Source organism: Pseudarthrobacter sp. LMD1-1-1.1 (assembly GCF_040676255.1).
Lineage (GTDB): Bacteria > Actinomycetota > Actinomycetes > Actinomycetales > Micrococcaceae > Arthrobacter.
In genome coordinates this window covers 129,258-146,991 of sequence record NZ_JBEGHP010000012.1, presented here as the reverse complement: position 1 = coordinate 146,991, position 17,734 = coordinate 129,258, and the positions used below count along the sequence as shown (strand labels likewise).

The following is a 17,734-nucleotide window of genomic DNA, read 5'->3' as shown; positions in this document are numbered from 1 at the left end:
ATGTCGATAGCTATTGATGGAATCCGGAACCTTCCGGTCCGCCGTCCGTTCCGGGCCTACCCCTGTGCTGCTTCCGGTTCCAGATGGGCGATGGCACGGGTGTCCTGGAAGGCCCGGACCCCTTCAATACCCTGTTCCCTGCCCATGCCGGACTGCTTCATTCCGCCAAATGGCGCGCGCAGGTCCAGTCGGGTTGCCCCGTGGTCGTTAACCCAGACGTAGCCGCAGACCAGGCGTCCGCCCACGCGGTCGGCCGCTGCCGGGTCGGCGGTCCACACCGAGCCGCACAGCCCCGCCCAGGTGGCGTTCGCCGCCTCCACCGCCTCGTCCTCCGTGTCGAACGGGATCAGGGGGATGACCGGCCCGAACTGTTCCTGGGTGACAACCCGCAGCGAGGGGTCCGGATCGATGACCAGTGCCGGGCGCAGGAAGTTCCCGCCGTGCAGTTCAGGGTCCGAGGGAAGGGTGCCGAATTCCCTGACATCCGCGCCCGCCTCCTTGGCCTCCTCGATGAGCTCAGCCACGAAGGCCTTTTGTACGGGGGAGTGCAGCGGACCCATGGTGGTCCCGTCGTCGAGCCCGTAGCCAATGACCGCCTTCTCCAGCCGCTGCGAGAGCCCCGCCACCACCTCGTCCAGGCGCGAACGGTGCACATAGACCCGCTTCGCGTTCATGCAGATCTGGCCGGTGGTATCGAAGATCGCGGCGTAGAGCCGGTCCAGGTGGGTGTCATCGAAGACCGCGTCCGCGAGGATGACGGCGGCATCGTTTCCGCCGAGTTCAAGCGTTACCCGGGTGAGTGACTTTGCCGCCATTTCCATGATGCGCTTGCCGCCGCCCACGCTTCCCGTGAAGCAGACCTTGGCGATGTCCGGGCTGGTGATGAGCGCAGCCATGTCTGCGTCCTTGCCGGTCACCACGTTCAGCACCCCCGGCGGGAGTTTTTCGGCAATCCGCTGGACCACGCGCGTCGTTGCCAGCGGCGCGGTGGGCGGCGGCTTCACGATTGCCGTGTTCCCTGCCAGCAATGCGTGCGGCAGCGAGGCCGCGAGGATGGCAATGGGCCAGTTGAACGGCACGATGACCGTCACCACGCCCAGGGGCTGGAAAGTGACCGAGGTGGAGACGGGAATGCCGGGCGCGGGCGGCAGCACCTTGGCGGTGTCGACGTCGGGAGCCAGTTCCAGGGCGAGGTTCCACCTGATCTCGAACACCAGGGAGTCCACCCAGGCTTCCATGCGGATCTTGCCGTTTTCCTGCGAAAGGATGGCGGCATCCTCATCCCGGAAATCCGCGATGCCCTCCAGTGCCTGCCGCATCCGGTCTGCGCGCTCCTGCGCCCCCAGTGCAGCCCATCCGGGGTAGGCCGCCTTGGCCGCAGCAATGGCGTCCTGGACGTCGGCCGCGCCGGCCGCCGCGGCGTGGCCCACGATGGTGCCGGGCTTGCCCGGATCGGCAATATCCATGGTGGCGGCGGCCTGCCGTTCTGAGCCTCCGATGTAGAGGCCGGTGGTCACCGGGGCGGACGTGTCCACTGTGTTGGTCATGATGATGCACCTCTCTGTGCGGTACTGCAGGGATCCTTTAATTTTCTCACTGGCGGATGTTTGGCGTTCCGTGCGTATGGAACGTCTCGATGGTTTTCATGCCCCAGGCCTGCCCCTTCCTGCGCTCCTCCTGGCTCCACTCCACCACGGGTGAGTCCGGGTCCAGCAGCAGGCGGGCGCCGGCGTTGGCCAGTTCGATCCGGTTGCCGCCGGGCTCCCAGACGTAGAGGAAAAACGTCTGGTTGATGGCGTGCTTGTGCGGCCCGGACTCGATGTGGATCCCGTTTTCAAGGAAGATGTCCGCGGCCTTCAGGATGTCCTCGCGGGTATCCGGAGCAAAGGCCACGTGATGGAGCCGGTTGCCGTGCTTGAGCCAGTCGTCGGAGTACACGATGTCGTAGGACTTGTTGTTGAAATGGAACCACCACGCGGCGTATCCGCCGTCGTCGAGCCGGATGCGTTCACTTTCCCGCCCGCACAGCGCGTGGGCCACGAACTCCCCGTTGGCCACCACATCCTTGGCCAGGAAATTGATGTGGTCCAGCCGGCGGGCGTTAACGCCCCGGCCGGGGAAGGCCGAGGCCTGGTTCTTCAGGGCGGGTTTGTCGTCCGTGGCCACGTACCGTTCGGTCTCGTAATAGATGCCCATGAGGTGCCCGTCGGGGTCCCGGAAGGAATAGGTCGGCCCCGTTCCCACCTCACCGTCTTCCCAGCCAATGCCCAGGCCGGTGGCTTCGATGGCGGCGACCCGGCGCTCCAGCGCCTCCTGGCTGGTGGCCCGGAAGGTGGTGCGCCCGACGCCGGCATCGGCTGAGGCGGTGAGCTTGAGGGTGTAGAGCTGGTATTCGTCCCAGGTCCGCAGGTAGGCGGACTTCGTGCCGGCGCTGCCGGTCTCCGCTACAACGCGCATGGCGAGCAGGTCGCGGAAGAACCACAGGCTTTCCTCGAAGACGGGGGTCAGCAGTTCCACGTTTCCCAGGTGGGCGACGTCGAACGAGGTATACCCGGTCATGAAGCTGTCCTCTCTCAAGGGGTCGTTGTGCAGTGGTCAAGGGCGCGGGCGCGGGAAGACGCGTCCTTCGAAAATCTTCCGTGCTGTCCTGAGGGCAGTTGAGCGGGTCACCGTGTAGCCGTCCGGGGTCTTCTCGACGGCCACCTCGACGTCAAAATGGCCGGTGGGGTGTTCCACCCGGAAGGGTTCCCCCGGTGAAGGAAGCGCGGCCAGGTCATGGCCCACCGACCCCTCCGCCAGCACACCCGCCGCCACCGTGAGTGCTCCGAGCACGCCGATGGAGGTGTGGACCCGGACGGGAAGGAAGCTGCGGGTGGCAATGGCGCCCCCGTCCCGTGGCGGCGCCAGCAGCACCAGCTTAGGGACGGTGGCAGCGCTGACATCGCCCATGCCCATCAGGTCCGCCGCGGCGAGGCGGATCCCGGCCAGCCGTTGTGCCAGGTCTTCATTGGCCTCGAGGTCTGCAGGGGCCTCGTTCCCGGTGATGCCCAGAGCGGCGGCACGCATCAGGACGGTGGGCATTCCGTTGTCAACGCAGGTGAGGTCCATGCCCTCCGCGCGGTCCACCGCGTTGCCCGTGGGGAACAGGGCGCCGGTCGAAGACCCCGCCGTGCCCTCGAAATTGAGCCGGATGGCTGCCGCCGTCCCCGGAACGCCATCGATGGCCACCGCACCGCCTGCCGCCGGGCCGCCGTCGTAATCCACCACGCCGCCGGGGGTGGCAAACCGTGCGGTGGCCATGCTGCCCGTGTTCAGCATCCGGATGCGCACTTCCGTGTGGCCGTCCGCCGGCTGCACCAGGCCACGTTCCACGGCGAAGGGCCCGACGGCGGCAAGGATGTTGCCGCAGTTCTGCCGGCTGCTGACAATTGCGGTGTCCACAGCGACCTGGAGGAACAGGTAGTCCACGTCCGCGCCGGCGTCCGGAGACGGCGCGATGACGGCAACCTTGCTGGTCAGGGGGTGCGCTCCACCCAGTCCGTCCACCTGGCGGGGATCAGGAGAGCCCATGATCCGTAGCAGCAGGTCGTCGCGTTCTCCGGGGTCGGCAGGCAGGTCCGACGCCAGGAACAGGGCACCCTTGGAGGTCCCGCCCCGCATCAGGAGGCAGGGGATCCCCTCTGTATCGGGCATATGCACCCTCGCGTTCCACGGCGGGCATGGTGCCTGGGCGGCCCATGGTCAGTCCTTTCCGGCGGACAGTGCCAGAAAACCACGCTCTGGAACTCTGGTCAAGACATCCGATACAATTTTGTTAGCAATCGTGTTGGTACTGGACGTCCGGGGCTGCTTTTCGCCGTGGACCGAACGATGGAGTTCGCAGTGACAGGCATTTCGCAGTGACAGGGTCTTTGCAGGAGGCGCTCGACCAGGCGGCTTCACCGGTCCAGCTTTTACGCGATTCCCCGGCCAGCCCCCACGTTTTTCCAGTGCGGGCCGAGTTCAGCAACTGGCGCTCCGAGCAGAATTCCTGGCGTACAGCCTGTGCCCTCCTGGACCAGTCGCACCACATGACCGATCTCTTCCTCTCCGGACCGGGCGCGGAAGGATTGCTGCGCGGGCTCGCGGTGAACTCTTTCGCGAACTTTCCCGTGGACCGTGCCAAGCAGTTCATCGCGGTGAACCATTCAGGGCAGCTCATCGGCGACGCCATATTGGCACACCTCGACGAACAGTCCTTCAACCTGGTGGGCCACCCGATGGCCATCGACTGGGTGCAGCACCACGCCGAAACCGGAGGCCACGACATTGAGGTCTCCCGGGACGGAAACTCGATCGTCCGCGCCGGTGACCCCCGGCTGTTCCGCTACGAACTCCAGGGGCCAACCGCCCTGGCCCTCGTCGAAAAACTCACCGGCGCCCCTGTGCCGCAGCTCGGTTTCTTCCACATGGGGCACCTCCCCATCGCCGGATTGCAGGTCCGGGCGATCCGGCACGGCATGGCCGGGCAGCCCGGCTATGAGCTGTTCGGCCCTTGGGCAGAGGGCGAACGCGTCAGGGACGCTTTGCTGCAGGCCGGCGGCGAGTTCGGGCTGACCCAGGTGGGGGCTAAAGGCTACTCGACGGCGAACCTTGAGTCCGGGTGGGTGCCCTCGCCCGTCCCGGCGGTCTTTACGGACGAACGGTTGCGCGGCTACCGCGAATGGCTCCCGGCGTCAGCGGCGGGTTCACTCGGCGGGAGTTTCGATTCGCCGGACATCGAGGATTACTTCCTGACCCCGTACGAGCTCGGGTACGGCCGCTCCGTCGCATTCGACCACGACTTCGTGGGCCGTGAGGCCCTGGAGGCGCTCTCCCGCACACCCTCCCGCCGCAAGGTGACACTCGTCTGGAACCCGGACGACGTCCAGGACGTGATGGGTTCCCTCCTGCGTCCCGGGCTTCCCGCCAAGTACATCGACATGCCCAAGGCCCGCTACGCCCTGTTCCAGGTGGACCGGGTGCTCCAGGGCGGCGTAACGGTGGGCCAGTCCTTTGACTGCGGCTACATCGCCAACGAGCACTCCTTTGTTTCCCTGGCGGCGGTGGACGGACTGGAGGACGGCGCCGAGGTCACCGTGCTCTGGGGCGAAGAGCCCAACTCCGCCAAACTGCAGGTGGAACCCCACCGGCAGGTCACCATCCGGGCCACCGTCGCCCCCGCTCCCTTCGTGCAATACGCACGCGAGAGTTACCGCGCCACCCACTGAACTGCGCCACCCCTGAACCGAAGGAGAACATCCCATGGCCCCGAAATCCCTGCAGGACGTGCTCGATGCGGCGGGCAGCACCGTCGAACTGCTGCGCAATTCCCAACTTGGCACCTACATCTATCCGGTGGTTCCCGCCGAGTTCACCAACTGGCGGCGCGAGCAGCGCGCATGGCGTGAAACGGCGGTGCTCTACGACCAGTCCCACCACATGGTCAACTTCTTCGTGAAGGGCCCCGATGCGCTGAAGCTTTTCTCGGACACGGGCATCAACAGCTTCGCCAACTTCCCGGTCAACACGGCCAAGCAGTTCGTGCCCACGGCCTCCAACGGCGGGGTGATCGGCGACGGCATCCTGTTCCACCTGGAAGAGCAGGAATTTGTCTACGTTGGCCGCGCGCCGGCCGCCAACTGGCTCCAGTTCCATGCCGCAACCGGCGGATACGACGTCGAATGCACCTACGATGACAGGTCGCCATCACGCCCCTACGGCCAGGCTGTCAGCCGGAAGTACTACCGCTTCCAGATCCAGGGCCCCAGCGCCTGGCAGATCATCGAAAAGCTCAACGGCGGGACCCTGGAGCAGGTGAAGTTCTTCCACATGGGGCACCTGGCCATCGCCGGGGAGCAGGTCCGCACGCTGCGCCACGGCATGGCGGGAGCCCCGGGGCTGGAAATCTGGGGACCCTACGAACAGCACGGAAAAATCCGGGATGCCGTGCTCGAGGCCGGGGCTGAGTTCGGGCTGGAACCGTGCGGGTCTCGTGCCTACTCCTCGAACACGCTCGAATCGGGCTGGATCCCCTCGCCGCTGCCGGCCATCTACAGCAGCGACGCCGAGCGCGCCTACCGTGAATGGCTGCCGGCCACCAGCTATGAAGCGGTCAACGCGCTCGCCGGCTCGTTCGTCTCCGGCAACATCGAGGACTACTACCTGACCCCCTGGGAACTGGGCTACGGCTCATTCGTCAAATTCGACCACGACTTCATTGGGCGGGACGCCCTCCAGAAGGTCGATCCTGCTGCCCAGCGGAAAAAGGTCACCCTCGCCTGGAACGATGAGGACCTGGCCACCATCTGGGCGTCGTTCCTGGACCGCGACAAGCCCGGCTACCAGTTCTTCGACGTCCCCAACGCCAACTACGGGTCGTCCAACTACGACTCCGTCATCGACGCGGACGGGACGGGGGTGGGACTGTCGCTCTTCACCGGCGTGACGGCCAATGAACGCCGGGGCCTCTCGCTGGCCACGGTGGACCCCAACGTGGAGATCGGTACCGAAGTGCGGGTTGTCTGGGGCGAACCCGACGGCGGCTCCCGCAAGACCACCGTGGAACCGCATGAACAGATCAGTGTCCGGGCGGTTGTCAGCCCGGCGCCCTACGCGGTCACCGCCCGCACCGAATACCACGGCGGCTGGCGGACCGCGGCCGCCGGTGCACGGTAGTCCGGCGGGAACGGCCGGCCGGCCTGTTGCCGTCCTGGGCCTGGGGGAAGCCGGGAGCATCTACGCCCAGGACCTGGCCGCCCGTGGATTGCGGGTGACGGGAACGGACCCTGCTGTCGACGCAGTCCCGCCCGGGGTGCTGCGGGCCCCTGGCATCAGTGACGCAGTGGCGGGCGCCGGCCTGGTGATCAGCCTGGTGGGAGCCCGCGCCGCCGAATCCGTCCTTGACGAGGCGCTGGCCGCGATGGACCCGGCGGCCATCTTCGCGGACCTCAACACCACCGGACCGGACCAAAAGCGGCGGCTCGCGGAACGGGCGGCCGGGAGCGGCATCCTTTTCGCCGATGTCGCCGTCCTGGCGCCCGTTCCGCGGGGCCGGATCAGTTCGCCCCTGCTGGTCAGCGGCACGGGGGCGGACGCGTTGGTGGCCCTCTTCACCGGATGGGGCATCCCGGCCACCAACGCCGGAAGCGAAGCGGGAGCGGCGGCCGGCCGGAAGCTGCTCCGCAGCGTCTTCATGAAGGGGCTGGCCGCCACTGTCCTGGAGTCAGTCACGGCCGCCGAGGCGGCAGGGGCAAAAGACTGGGTCATCAGCCAGATTGCAGCGGAACTTGGCCCGTCAGGCGATGCGCTGGTGGCACGGATGCTTGAGGGCACGCGGCTGCATGCCGTCCGCAGGGAGGCAGAAATGGTTGAGGTGCGGGACTTCCTGGAGTCGCTCGGGACCGCCCATCCGGTAACGGACGCCAGCATCGAGTGGCTGCATTCGCTCGCACTCCGGCAGCAGGAGCCGGAGGAGGACCAGGTTGCGGACAGTCCTTCCTGACTACGCCCGCAACCGTCTTCCCGGACTTGCTATGCAACCCGCCAGACGCTGCACTCGTCCGTATTGATTGCTTTGCGCACGCCACTGATGCGGTCCAGGATCCAGACCACACCGATGCCGGGTGCTGTTTCCTGCACGCTGCCGCGGCGGATCACCACGTCGTCGTAGGAGGGCCCCACCGACAGGCGGGCTTCGATTTCATCGCCGCGGTGGAGCTGGTCCAGGGCGCGGACTCGTGTTACATGCGTGGTCGCTTTCTTCAACATCGCTGGGGCCTCCTGGCTGGAGCTGGTGCCGGCTCTTGCCTGCACTACCAAGTGTGGGCCTGGAATGTTGCGTACCGGTTTCCCCGCGGTTAGGGCCCGGTTAGTTCTTCGCGCCGCCGCGGTTTCAGGCCACGGCCCCGCTCCGGTAAGCCGCCAGGAACGTGGAAATCCTCCGGACGGCTTCCTCGATGTCCAGCACCGAGGGAAGGATGACAAAGCGGAAGTGGTCCGGCGCAGGCCAGTTAAAGGCCGAGCCGTGGGAGACCAGGATCTTTTGGTCCCGCAGCAGGTCCAGGACGAATTTCTCGTCGCTCTCGATCGGGTACAGCTCCGGGTCCAGGCGCGGGAACAGGTACATGGCGCCCGACGCCGGGACGCAGGTGACGCCGGGAATGGCCGTGAGCAGTTTGTGGGCAAGGTCCCGCTGCTCGCGCAGCCGGCCCCCCGGCTTCACCAGCGCGTCGATGCTTTGGTAGCCGCCGAGGCAGGTCTGGATGGCGTGCTGGGCGGGAACGTTGGCGCACAGGCGCAGCGACGCGAGCAGTTCCAACGCTTCACGGTAGGCGGCGGTGGCAGCCAGCGGGCCGGTAATGGCCACCCATCCGGCCCGGTAGCCGGGCATCCGGTAGGCCTTGGACAAGCCGCTGAAGGTCAGGCAGCACACGTCCTCGGCCACCGCGGCGGTGTGGATGTGCGTGGCGCCGTCGTAGAGCACTTTCTCGTAGATCTCGTCGGAGAACAGGACCAGGTTGTGCTTCCGGGCCAGCCCGGCGAACTGTTCCAGGATGTGCCGGGGGTAGACGGCGCCCGTGGGGTTGTTCGGATTGATGATCACGATGCCCTTGGTGCGGTTGGTGATCTTCGCTTCCACATCGGCCATGTCCGGCCACCAGTTCTCCGCCTCGTCGCAGACGTAGTGGACGGGCTTGCCGCCGGTCAGGGTCACGGCGGCCGTCCACAGGGGGTAGTCGGGTGCCGGGACCAGGATTTCGTCGCCGTTCTCCATGAAGGCCTGCAGGCACATGGAGATCAGTTCGCTGACGCCGTTGCCGATGACGATGTCCTCGACCCCGATGTTCATCAGGCCTCGGGTCTGGTAATACTGCGAGATGGCGGTCCGGGCCGTGAAGATGCCCTTTGAATCGCTGTAGCCCTGGGCGCCGCGAAGGTGGTGGATCATGTCCACCACCACGGACTCGGGCGCTTCCAGCCCAAAAGGCGCGGTGTCCCCAAGGTTCATCTTGAGGATCCGGTGCCCTTCGGCCTCCATGTTCTTGGCGGCCTCAAGGATCGGCCCGCGAAGTTCGTAGCGGACGTTCCGGAGTTTGCTGGAGTGTTGCATGGCGCGCATGGTTGATCTTTTCATAAAGCACGACGGCGGGCGGCGGGGGAGGCCACTCCGTGGACGCCTGCTGGCACAACGCACCTTATTCGATAAGTTGTGAACTTGTAGTACTGCCTTCCTGCGGTGGTGCACGGCGGAACGGGAAGGAAGTACCCCACGTGGGCGGTGTGCTGATCGGACTGGCGGTGATCGGCGTCGTCATTGCCGCCGGATACGTTGCCGCGCGCTGCGGCCTGGGCGATGAACCCACCATCAACGCACTGACCCGCACGGCCTTCTTCATCACCAACCCGGTCCTGCTGTTCACGGTGGTGTTGAAATCGGACCTGTCCGTGGTCTTTTCCGCTTACGTTCCGCTAGCCATGATTACGGCGACGGCCACCGCGCTGTTATACGTGGCCGCCAGCCGGATCTGGTTCCGGCGGCCCCTGGCTGAGACCGCAGTGGGTGCCATGGCCGGCTCCTACGTCAACGCCAACAACATCGGCATCCCCATCACGCTCTATGCCCTGGGGGATGCAACCCCGGTGGCCCCGGTCCTGCTGGTCCAGCTCCTCCTGTTCGCCCCGCTGGTCCTGACTCTTCTTGACCTCAGCGAAGCCGGCCGGTTCTCGCCCCGGCTGATGCTCACGCAGCCCTTCCGCAACCCGATGATCATCGCCTCGCTCCTGGGTGTGGTCCTGGCGGCGTTCCACGTGGAGCTGCCCGCCCCGGTGATGGCGCCGCTCACCCTGCTGGGCGGTGCTGCTGTCCCGGTGGTGCTGCTGGCTTTCGGCATGTCGCTGCGCGGAACCAGGATGTTCCGGAGCGGCGGCCACACGGCCGAAATCCTCACTGCCACGGCACTGAAGTCCGCTGTGATGCCGGCGGTGGCGTTCGTCGTCGGACGTTTCCTGTTCAACCTGGACCACCACATGCTCCTGGGCGTGGTGCTCATGGCAGCGTTGCCCTCGGCCCAGAACGTGTTCCTGTTCGCCAGCAAGTATGGGCGGGGCGTGGCCGTGGCGCGCGAAACCATCCTGCTCTCCACGGCCGCCGCTGCGCCGGTGCTGGTGCTGGTCGTGTGGCTGCTGGCGGCCTAAAGCGGGCGCGCCGCCCTACCGCCCGGGCCACCGGCCGGGCAAGAATGGGCACATGGAACTTCCCGTGATGCCGCCCGTCCCGCCCATGCTTGCCAAGGCCGTCAGCGGCATCCACGGTATTCCCGGCGGCGGGGACCTCAGCTACGAACCCAAGTGGGACGGCTTCCGGTCGATCATTTTCCGTGACGGCGATGACCTGGAGATCGGCAGCCGCAACGAAAAACCCATGACGCGGTACTTCCCGGAACTCGTGGCCGCGCTCAAGGAGAACCTGCCCCCGCGCTGCGTGGTGGACGGCGAGATCATCCTCGTGGGGGCGTCCGGGGACAGGCTCGACTTCGACACCCTGCAGCAGCGCATCCACCCTGCCGCCAGCCGCGTGAAGCTCCTGGCGGAACAAACCCCGGCAAGCTTTGTGGCCTTTGACCTCCTGGCCCTCGGCGATGAGGACTACACCGGCAGGCCCTTTGCTGAGCGGCGCGCTGCGCTGGAGAAGGCGCTCGCCACGAGCAAGGCACCAGTGCACCTCACCGCGGCCACCACGGACAAGGACACGGCCGGGCACTGGTTCGAGCAGTTCGAGGGGGCCGGGCTGGACGGCATCGTGGCCAAGCGGCTGGACGGCCGGTACGAACCCGACAAGCGGGTGATGTTCAAGGTCAAGCACGAGCGCACCGCGGACTGCGTGGTGGCCGGCTATCGCCTGCACAAGAGCGGGCCGGACGCCATCGGCTCGCTGCTGCTTGGGCTGTACAAGGACGACGGCGGCCTGGCCAGCGTGGGAGTCATCGGCGCCTTCCCGATGAAGCGGCGGCGGGAGTTGTTCCAGGAACTCCAGCCGCTGGTGACCGATTTCGACAACCACCCCTGGGCCTGGGCCAAGCAGGAAGAAGGCGAACGGACCCCGCGGAACGCGGAGGGGAGCCGCTGGAGCGCCGGCAAGGACCTGTCCTTCGTTCCGCTCCGGCCCGAACTGGTGGTGGAGGTCCGCTACGACCACATGGAGGGTGACCGGTTCCGCCACACTGCCCAGTTCAACCGCTGGCGGCCGGACCGGGACCCGGAATCCTGCACCTACGCGCAGCTGGAGGAGCCGGTGAACTTCGACCTCGCCTCGGTGCTGGAGACAGGGCGGTAGCCGGAGACTGGCCCAGTCTTAACGGACTGGCCCAGTTTTAACGCCGGAGAGCCCGCCATGTGGGGGAATGGCGGGCTCTCCGGCCTGAAAACCGGGCCAGTCTGTACGCGGCGGACGGCCTACTTCAGGCCGAGCTGCTTGGTGGGGGTCCGGAAGGATTCCTTTGCGGTCAGGGCCGAGACAGCGGCCACCGCGCAGATGATGGCTGTGAAGATGCTGATCTGGACCCAGCCGCCGGGCTTGATGCCGCCCATGGCAGCCACGATGGCGGGCGCGAACCCTGCCATAAGGAAGCCCAGCTGGGTTCCGATGGCCAGGCCGGAGAACCGGACCTTGGTGCTGAACATTTCGGCGTAGAAGGAAGGCCAGACGGCGTTGGCCGCCGCGTAGCCGCACGAGAAGTAGCCGATGGCGGCCAGGAACATCAGCGGGACGCTGTGGGACTCCAGGCTCAGCAGGAAGACGGGGGTGAGGACCGCGCTGGCCAGGGCGCCGTAGATAAAGACGGGCTTGCGGCCGATCTTGTCGGCCAGCATTCCGAAGAGCGGCTGGGTGCCCAGTGCCACGATGTTGGCGGCAACCACCAGCCACAGGGTGGTGGTGCCGTCCACGCCGGCAACGGTCTTGGCGTAGCTGATGGCCAGGGTGCCGAAGACGGTGGAGACGGCGGCGATGAAGGCGCAGCAGATCACGCGGAGCACGTCGCGCCAGTGGCCCTTGAGCAGGTCTGCCACGGGCAGCTTGGCGATCTGTGCGTTCTTCCGGGCTTCCTCAAAGGCGGGCGGCTCGTGCAGGGTGCGGCGGATGAGGAACGCCACCACAACCACCGCGGCGCTCAGCCAGAACGGGATGCGCCAGCCGATGCCGAACTTGATCTCGTCCGGCAGGGCCAGGACGGGGATGAACACCAGGGCTGCGAGGATCTGGCCGCCCTGGGTGCCGGTGAGGGTCCAGGAGGTGAAGAAGGAGCGGCGGTTGTCCGGGGCATGCTCCAGGGTCATGGAGGAGGCGCCGGCCTGCTCGCCTGCCGCGGAGAGGCCCTGGCAGAGGCGGGCCAGCACCAGCAGCGCCGGAGCCCACCAGCCGACCGTACGGAAGTCGGGCAGGCAGCCGATGACGAAGGTGGAAGCACCCATGAGCACCAGGGTGAACATCAGGACTTTCTGCCGGCCCACCCGGTCGCCGAAGTGGCCCAGGATGATGGCGCCGATGGGACGTGCCACGTACGCGAACCCGAAGGTTGCGAAGGACATGATGGCGGCGTTGGCATCGGCGTTGGGGAAGAAGACAGTGGGGAAGATCAGTGCTGCGGCCGAGCCGAAGATGAAGAAGTCATAGTATTCGACGGCGCTGCCCAGGAAGCTGGCGAGGGCGGCCTTCTTGGGTGTCCCGGCGGAGGTGAGGGCACCCGCCCCTGCGGACGGAAGTGTCTTGCTCATGGTGTTCCTTTGGTGTGACGACATTGTCGCGGATGGATCTGGGGGGTCGCAGCCGCCGATGCCTTGGTGCGGGCGGGGGATGCGGCTGGAGTCCGGTGCAAAGACCCGGCAGTTGTAGCCACATGGTGGGAGCTACTTTTGCGATACAGAAACTATGACTGTGAGGGCAGTCACCTGTCAAGAAAATAATCACCATCTAGAAATAGCTCTCACATTGTGGCAACATCGAATGCATGAGTGTGAACCAAACCACAGCGGTCAATGAAGAATCCGCTGCCGCCGCCCGCGCCGGAGAGCCCGTGAATGCCATGCCGCCGGAAGGCAAAGTGGGCGCCCGTCCCGCCGACCGCACGGACATGGTGGGCAAGGCCCTGGGGCTGCTGGTCCTCCTGGGTGATGAACCCCGCGGTGCCAGTGCCGCAGAAATTTCCCGCCGCGCCGAACTTCCCTTCAGTACCACCTACCGCCTGCTGGGCTCCCTGACCCGCGACGGCTTTGTCGACTACGAGCCGGACGGCCGCCGCTACCACCTGGGCCTGCGGATCTTCCAGCTGGGGCAGCGCGTCTCCAACCACCATGGCTTCGCGGGTACGGCCATGCCCATTCTCCGCCGTGTCACCGAGCAGACCGGCGAGGCCACCATCCTCAGCGTCCGCGACGGCCTGCACCACCTGACCGTCAGCAAGGTGGACGGGCCGCAGACCTTCCGCGTGACCAGTGACCCCGGCCACCTCGGCTCGCTCTCGACCACCGCCGTGGGCAAGGCCCTGGTGGCTTTTGCCGAGGATGCGGAACGGGAGAAGCTACTGGCGGAGCTCCCGCTGGAGGCGCTGACTGACAAGTCCGTGACGGACCGCCGCGCTTTCCGGGCTGAGATCGAAAAGGTCCGCCGGCAGGGTTACGCCGTCATGGACGAGGAGAACGAGGCGGGGATGCGTGCCGTGGCCGTGCCGCTGCTCAACGACCAGGGGCACGCCTTCGCCTCGCTGGCAACTGCCGTGCCGGTCTTCCGGCTGGACCTTGAGGGGCTGGTGGCGCACGTTCCCCTGCTCCAGGAAGCCGCCGCCGAACTGGCGGCCAGGCTGCCGCAGCGATAGCACCAAGGGGCCAGCAACCGTCCCCGGGGCGACACCGTTGTTCGCATGAAGAACAATAGTGCGATAAGTGAACATTTGTTGTACCGTAATCCCTATCACCCCGCAGCGCGGCCGAGTTCCGCGCCTGCCCGGTGCCGTACCAAAGGAGCTGCACGCATGAGCAATCGAACTGAGTCCTACCTTGTAGGGCTGGTTGGTGATGGCGTTACGCCATCGCTCACGCCGCCCATGCACGAACGGGAAGGTGACGTGCAGGGCCTGCGCTACCTGTACCGTCCCATCGACCTGCTGGAACTGGGGCTGACCGGGGAATCGGTGGGCGCCATCCTGGACAGTGCCCGCATCCTGGGCTTCAACGGCCTGAACATCACCCATCCCTGCAAGCAGCTGGTCCTGCAGCACCTGGATGAGGTCAGCCCGGACGCGCGCCGCCTCGGTGCCGTCAACACCGTGGTCATCCGGGACGGCCGCTTCATCGGCCACAACACCGACTTCTCCGGCTTCGCCGCCGCCCTCGCCTCCGGCCTTCCCGGCGCCCGGCTGGACCGCGTGGTGCAGCTCGGCGCGGGCGGTGCCGGGTCCGCCGTCGCCTATGCCCTGCTCAGCGCAGGCGTCAAATCCCTGGACCTGGTGGACATGGACCCCGCCAGGGCCACCGCACGGGCTGCCGAGCTGCAGGGCTTTTTCCCGGACAGCACCGTCACGGCCCGCACCACGGCGGAGCTGCCGCAGCTGATGCCGCTGGCCGATGGCCTGGTGCACTGCACTCCCGTTGGAATGGCAGCCCACCCCGGCGTCCCGCTGGACCTTGACCTGCTCGAGCCCCGGCACTGGGTGGCGGACATCGTCTACCGCCCGATCGACACCGAACTGGTCCGCGGCGCCCGCGCCAAGGGCTGTGAGGTCCTGGATGGCGGCAGGATGGCAGTGGGCCAGGCCGCCGACGCGTTCCGGATCTTCACCGGCCTGGACGCCGACCCGGAGCGCATGCGCTCGCACTTCCTGGAGCTCGTGGCCGCCGAGGAGGTGGCCGCCTGATGCGCACAGGAATCGCCACGGTCTGCCTCTCCGGCACCCTGAAGGAAAAGATGCAGGCCTGCGCCATCGCCGGCTTTGACGGCATCGAAATCTTCGAGCAGGACCTGGTCACCTCACCGCTCAGCCCCGAAGACGTGCGGAAGATGGCAGCGGACCTGGGGCTCGGCCTGGACCTGTACCAGCCCTTCCGCGACTTCGACGGCGTCACCCCGGACCTGCTGAAGGCCAACCTCCGCCGCGCCGAGGCCAAGTTCAAGCTCATGGCCCGCCTGGGCATGGACACCATCCTGGTGTGCTCCAACGTTGCCACCGCCACCATTGACGACGACGCCGTCCGCGCCGAACAACTGGCACAGCTCGCAAACCTGGCGGGGGACCACGGCGTCAAGGTGGCCTATGAGGCCCTGGCCTGGGGCAAGTACGTCAACGACTACGAGCACGCCTACCGCCTGGTGGAGATGGTGGACCACCCCAACCTGGGAACCTGCCTGGACTCCTTCCACATCCTGTCCCGCGACTGGGACACGGCGCCGATCGAGGACATCAACCCGGACAAGATCTTCTTCGTCCAGGTGGCGGACGCCCCCAAGCTCTCCATGGACGTCCTGTCCTGGAGCCGCCATTACCGCGTCTTCCCGGGCGAGGGGCAGTTCGAGCTGGCCAAGTTCATGGGCCACGTGGTCCGCGCCGGCTACACCGGACCCGTGTCGCTGGAGGTCTTCAACGACGTCTTCCGCCAGTCGGACGTCGAGCGCACCGCGGTGGATGCCATGCGGTCCCTGATCTGGCTGGAGGAGCAAAGTGCCAAATGGCTCGCCGGCACCGAAGCCGCGCCCGGCAACGCAGCCGCGCTCCGCCGTCGTTATCCCATGGAACTTGCCACGCTGCCCAAGGTCAACGAACCTGCCGGCTTCAACTTTGCCGAGGTCAAGGCGGACGATACCGCCCAGCTGGAGAAGCTCCTGGGCCAGCTCGGGTTCCAGTTCGAAGGCCGCCACCGCACCAAGGACGTCCAGCTGTGGACCATGGGGCAGGCCCGGGTCATCATCAACGAGCAGGCCGCGCAGCATGCGGAACCGGCCATTGCCGCGCTGGGGTTCGACGTTGATTCCCCCGTGATCGCCTCCGCCCGCGCCCAGCAGCTCAAGGCCCCCGTGGTGGCCCGCAAGGTCCAGGCGGACGAGGAAGTGTTCCAGGGCAGCGCCGCGCCGGACTCCACCGAGATCTTCCTCTGCCAGGGCAGCCCGGACGGAACCGCGGCGTGGACGCACGAATTCGGGGAAGGGCTGGAACACCCGTCGGCAGGAGCCAGGGCGGTCATCGACCACGTCAACCTGGCCCAGCCGTGGCAGCACTTTGACGAGGCTGTCCTCTTCTACACCAGCGCCCTGGCCCTGGAGCCCCAGCCGTTCGCCGAGGTGCCCAGCCCCAACGGCCTGGTCCGGTCCCAGGTCATGCAGACCTCCGACGGCGCCGTGCGGCTCGTGCTCAACCTGGCACCCATCCAGCAGGCACGGAACCAGGCCCGCAAGACCTATCAGGAACACATCGCCTTCGCCGTGGAGGACTTGGTGGCCACCGCCCGGGCCGCCCGGGACCGCGGCCTGGAATTCCTGCAGATCCCGGCCAATTACTACGAGGACCTGGACGCGCGGTTCGACCTGGAACCGGGATTCCTGGCCACGCTGCAGGAACTCAACCTGCTGTTCGACCGGGATGCCGAGGGCGAGTTCCTGCACTTCTACACCGCCACCGTGGGCAGCGTGTTCTTCGAAATGGTCGAACGCCGCGGCGGCTACGACGGCTACGGCGCCCCGAACGCCCCGGTGCGGCATGCGGTCCAGTACGACTCGCTGCACCGCACCACCTAAACCCGCACCACCCAGTACCCAGACGCAACAAACCCAACAGATCAGAAAGGAGCCAGCCGTGAAGGAAGACATCAACGCCGAGCTGGAGTCGGAGGAGCTCGTGCCCCCGGCCGAACCCAAGGCTGCCCACCAGCCCCTGGACAAGGCCATCGAGTCGCAGGCGGACCTCAGCGCAGAGATCAGCGCCATCGGCGAGGCTTACCGGCGCGCCCTCAAGGACGGCGGCCAGCCGGAGATCCAGCCGCGCCTGGACTACCCGCCGTACCGCAGCAGCATCCTGCGCCACCCCACCAAGAGCCTGCAGCACGCGGACCCGGAAACCATCGAGCTGTATTCGCCGGCGTTCGGGCACCAGGACGTGCACGCCCTGGAATCGGACCTCACCATCCAGCACAACGGCGAACCGCTGGGCGAACGGATCATCGTCTCCGGCAAGGTCCTGGACGGCGACGGCCGCCCGGTGGCGGGACAGCTCGTGGAAATCTGGCAGGCCAACTCCTCCGGCCGCTACATCCACAAGCGTGACCAGCACCCCGCGCCCATCGACCCCAACTTCACGGGCATCGGCCGCTGCATCACCGGCCCGGACGGCTCGTACCGGTTCATCACCATCAAGCCCGGCGCCTACCCGTGGAAGAACCACCTGAACGCGTGGCGGCCGGCGCACATCCACTTCTCGCTGTTCGGCACCGAATTCACCCAGCGGATCATCACCCAGATGTACTTCCCCGGCGACCAGCTGTTCCCGCTGGACCCGATCTACCAGACCATCGTGGACCAGGACGCCCGCGACCGGCTGGTGGCCACCTATGACCACAGCATCACCGAACCCGAATGGGCCCTGGGCTACAACTGGGACATCGTCCTGACCGGTCCCAAGCGGACCTGGACCGAAAACGAGGCGCTCGGCGCCGCAGGCGACGAGGAGTAGGAAAG

The 17,734-nt window shown here is 66.7% G+C and carries 15 protein-coding genes; 9 read left to right on the top strand and 6 right to left on the bottom strand.

Features of this window, described 5'->3' with window-relative positions; all coding sequences use genetic code 11:
• Positions 1 to 56: 56 nt before the first annotated feature.
• Genes MRBLMD1_RS06210 through MRBLMD1_RS06200 form a run of 3 tightly spaced genes read right to left on the bottom strand, consistent with a single transcriptional unit; the run spans position 57 to position 3,693 of the window.
• Complete coding sequence (locus tag MRBLMD1_RS06210; RefSeq protein WP_364398248.1) at positions 57 to 1,547, bottom strand: aldehyde dehydrogenase family protein; 1,491 nt, start codon at positions 1,545 to 1,547, stop codon at positions 57 to 59.
• Positions 1,548 to 1,593: 46 nt separating this feature from the next.
• A complete protein-coding gene (locus MRBLMD1_RS06205; protein ID WP_364398246.1) occupies positions 1,594 to 2,559 on the bottom strand; it encodes a VOC family protein in 966 nt (321 codons plus the stop codon).
• 36 nt (positions 2,560 to 2,595) lie between these two features.
• Entirely contained in the window at positions 2,596 to 3,693 is a 1,098-nt protein-coding gene (locus tag MRBLMD1_RS06200; protein ID WP_364398244.1) for a 4-oxalomesaconate tautomerase, read from the bottom strand.
• Positions 3,694 to 3,899: 206 nt separating this feature from the next.
• Between MRBLMD1_RS06200 and MRBLMD1_RS06195 the strand changes: the two genes are divergently transcribed.
• From MRBLMD1_RS06195 to MRBLMD1_RS06185, 3 genes are read left to right on the top strand one after another with little or no spacing between them, the layout of a single operon-like run.
• Entirely contained in the window at positions 3,900 to 5,249 is a 1,350-nt protein-coding gene (locus MRBLMD1_RS06195; RefSeq protein WP_364398242.1) for an aminomethyl transferase family protein, read from the top strand.
• 34 nt (positions 5,250 to 5,283) lie between these two features.
• On the top strand, positions 5,284 to 6,696 hold the full coding sequence (gene ligM / locus MRBLMD1_RS06190; protein WP_364398240.1) for a vanillate/3-O-methylgallate O-demethylase: 1,413 nt from the start codon (positions 5,284 to 5,286) through the stop codon (positions 6,694 to 6,696).
• On the top strand, positions 6,686 to 7,522 hold the full coding sequence (locus tag MRBLMD1_RS06185; protein ID WP_364398238.1) for a DUF1932 domain-containing protein: 837 nt from the start codon (positions 6,686 to 6,688) through the stop codon (positions 7,520 to 7,522). The genes ligM and MRBLMD1_RS06185 overlap by 11 nt, the downstream gene beginning before the upstream one ends.
• Before the next feature lie 29 nt (positions 7,523 to 7,551).
• Here the strand turns inward: MRBLMD1_RS06185 and MRBLMD1_RS06180 are convergent, their stop codons facing one another.
• Positions 7,552 to 7,788, bottom strand: coding sequence for a hypothetical protein (locus MRBLMD1_RS06180; RefSeq protein ID WP_141158887.1), 237 nt, complete (start codon positions 7,786 to 7,788; stop codon positions 7,552 to 7,554).
• A gap of 124 nt (positions 7,789 to 7,912) precedes the next feature.
• Positions 7,913 to 9,139 carry a pyridoxal phosphate-dependent aminotransferase gene (locus MRBLMD1_RS06175; RefSeq protein WP_159629560.1) on the bottom strand — a complete coding sequence of 409 codons (1,227 nt, stop codon included), beginning with the start codon at positions 9,137 to 9,139 and terminating at the stop codon, positions 7,913 to 7,915.
• A gap of 152 nt (positions 9,140 to 9,291) precedes the next feature.
• On the opposite strand from MRBLMD1_RS06175, the gene MRBLMD1_RS06170 reads away from it, so the two are divergent.
• Both MRBLMD1_RS06170 and MRBLMD1_RS06165 read left to right on the top strand, forming a co-directional pair.
• Positions 9,292 to 10,215 carry an AEC family transporter gene (locus tag MRBLMD1_RS06170; RefSeq protein ID WP_364398235.1) on the top strand — a complete coding sequence of 308 codons (924 nt, stop codon included), beginning with the start codon at positions 9,292 to 9,294 and terminating at the stop codon, positions 10,213 to 10,215.
• A gap of 52 nt (positions 10,216 to 10,267) precedes the next feature.
• Positions 10,268 to 11,353: an ATP-dependent DNA ligase gene (locus tag MRBLMD1_RS06165; protein WP_364398233.1), complete on the top strand. Its 1,086-nt coding sequence runs from the start codon at positions 10,268 to 10,270 to the stop codon at positions 11,351 to 11,353.
• Positions 11,354 to 11,472: 119 nt separating this feature from the next.
• Here MRBLMD1_RS06165 and MRBLMD1_RS06160 read toward each other — a convergent pair whose 3' ends face one another.
• Positions 11,473 to 12,792, bottom strand: coding sequence for an MFS transporter (locus tag MRBLMD1_RS06160; RefSeq protein ID WP_159629566.1), 1,320 nt, complete (start codon positions 12,790 to 12,792; stop codon positions 11,473 to 11,475).
• 233 nt (positions 12,793 to 13,025) lie between these two features.
• On the opposite strand from MRBLMD1_RS06160, the gene MRBLMD1_RS06155 reads away from it, so the two are divergent.
• The 4 genes from MRBLMD1_RS06155 (at position 13,026) to pcaH (ending at position 17,729) form a co-directional block, all read left to right on the top strand.
• The gene (locus MRBLMD1_RS06155; protein WP_201302370.1) at positions 13,026 to 13,889 is read left to right on the top strand and encodes an IclR family transcriptional regulator; all 864 of its coding nucleotides are present in this window, start codon (positions 13,026 to 13,028) and stop codon (positions 13,887 to 13,889) included.
• A 156-nt stretch (positions 13,890 to 14,045) separates the two neighbouring features.
• Positions 14,046 to 14,927, top strand: coding sequence for a shikimate dehydrogenase (locus MRBLMD1_RS06150; protein ID WP_159629568.1), 882 nt, complete (start codon positions 14,046 to 14,048; stop codon positions 14,925 to 14,927).
• On the top strand, positions 14,927 to 16,798 hold the full coding sequence (locus tag MRBLMD1_RS06145) for a bifunctional sugar phosphate isomerase/epimerase/4-hydroxyphenylpyruvate dioxygenase family protein (RefSeq protein ID WP_364398230.1): 1,872 nt from the start codon (positions 14,927 to 14,929) through the stop codon (positions 16,796 to 16,798). Before MRBLMD1_RS06150 ends, MRBLMD1_RS06145 begins: the two co-directional genes overlap by 1 nt.
• Before the next feature lie 58 nt (positions 16,799 to 16,856).
• A complete protein-coding gene (gene pcaH / locus MRBLMD1_RS06140; protein ID WP_159629571.1) occupies positions 16,857 to 17,729 on the top strand; it encodes a protocatechuate 3,4-dioxygenase subunit beta in 873 nt (290 codons plus the stop codon).
• The last annotated feature ends 5 nt before the right edge of the window (positions 17,730 to 17,734 follow it).

Excerpts from the sequence above, each read along its gene's own strand:
- MRBLMD1_RS06210 (WP_364398248.1), bottom strand. The coding sequence starts at position 1,547 with ATGACCAACACAGTGGACACGTCCGCCCCGGTGACCACCGGCCTCTAC.
- MRBLMD1_RS06205 (WP_364398246.1), bottom strand. The coding sequence starts at position 2,559 with ATGACCGGGTATACCTCGTTCGACGTCGCCCACCTGGGAAACGTGGAA.
- MRBLMD1_RS06200 (WP_364398244.1), bottom strand. The coding sequence starts at position 3,693 with ATGCCCGATACAGAGGGGATCCCCTGCCTCCTGATGCGGGGCGGGACC.
- ligM (WP_364398240.1), top strand. The coding sequence starts at position 5,284 with ATGGCCCCGAAATCCCTGCAGGACGTGCTCGATGCGGCGGGCAGCACC.
- MRBLMD1_RS06180 (WP_141158887.1), bottom strand. The coding sequence starts at position 7,788 with ATGTTGAAGAAAGCGACCACGCATGTAACACGAGTCCGCGCCCTGGAC.
- MRBLMD1_RS06175 (WP_159629560.1), bottom strand. The coding sequence starts at position 9,139 with ATGCGCGCCATGCAACACTCCAGCAAACTCCGGAACGTCCGCTACGAA.
- MRBLMD1_RS06165 (WP_364398233.1), top strand. The coding sequence starts at position 10,268 with ATGGAACTTCCCGTGATGCCGCCCGTCCCGCCCATGCTTGCCAAGGCC.
- MRBLMD1_RS06160 (WP_159629566.1), bottom strand. The coding sequence starts at position 12,792 with ATGAGCAAGACACTTCCGTCCGCAGGGGCGGGTGCCCTCACCTCCGCC.
- MRBLMD1_RS06155 (WP_201302370.1), top strand. The coding sequence starts at position 13,026 with ATGAGTGTGAACCAAACCACAGCGGTCAATGAAGAATCCGCTGCCGCC.
- MRBLMD1_RS06150 (WP_159629568.1), top strand. The coding sequence starts at position 14,046 with ATGAGCAATCGAACTGAGTCCTACCTTGTAGGGCTGGTTGGTGATGGC.
- MRBLMD1_RS06145 (WP_364398230.1), top strand. The coding sequence starts at position 14,927 with ATGCGCACAGGAATCGCCACGGTCTGCCTCTCCGGCACCCTGAAGGAA.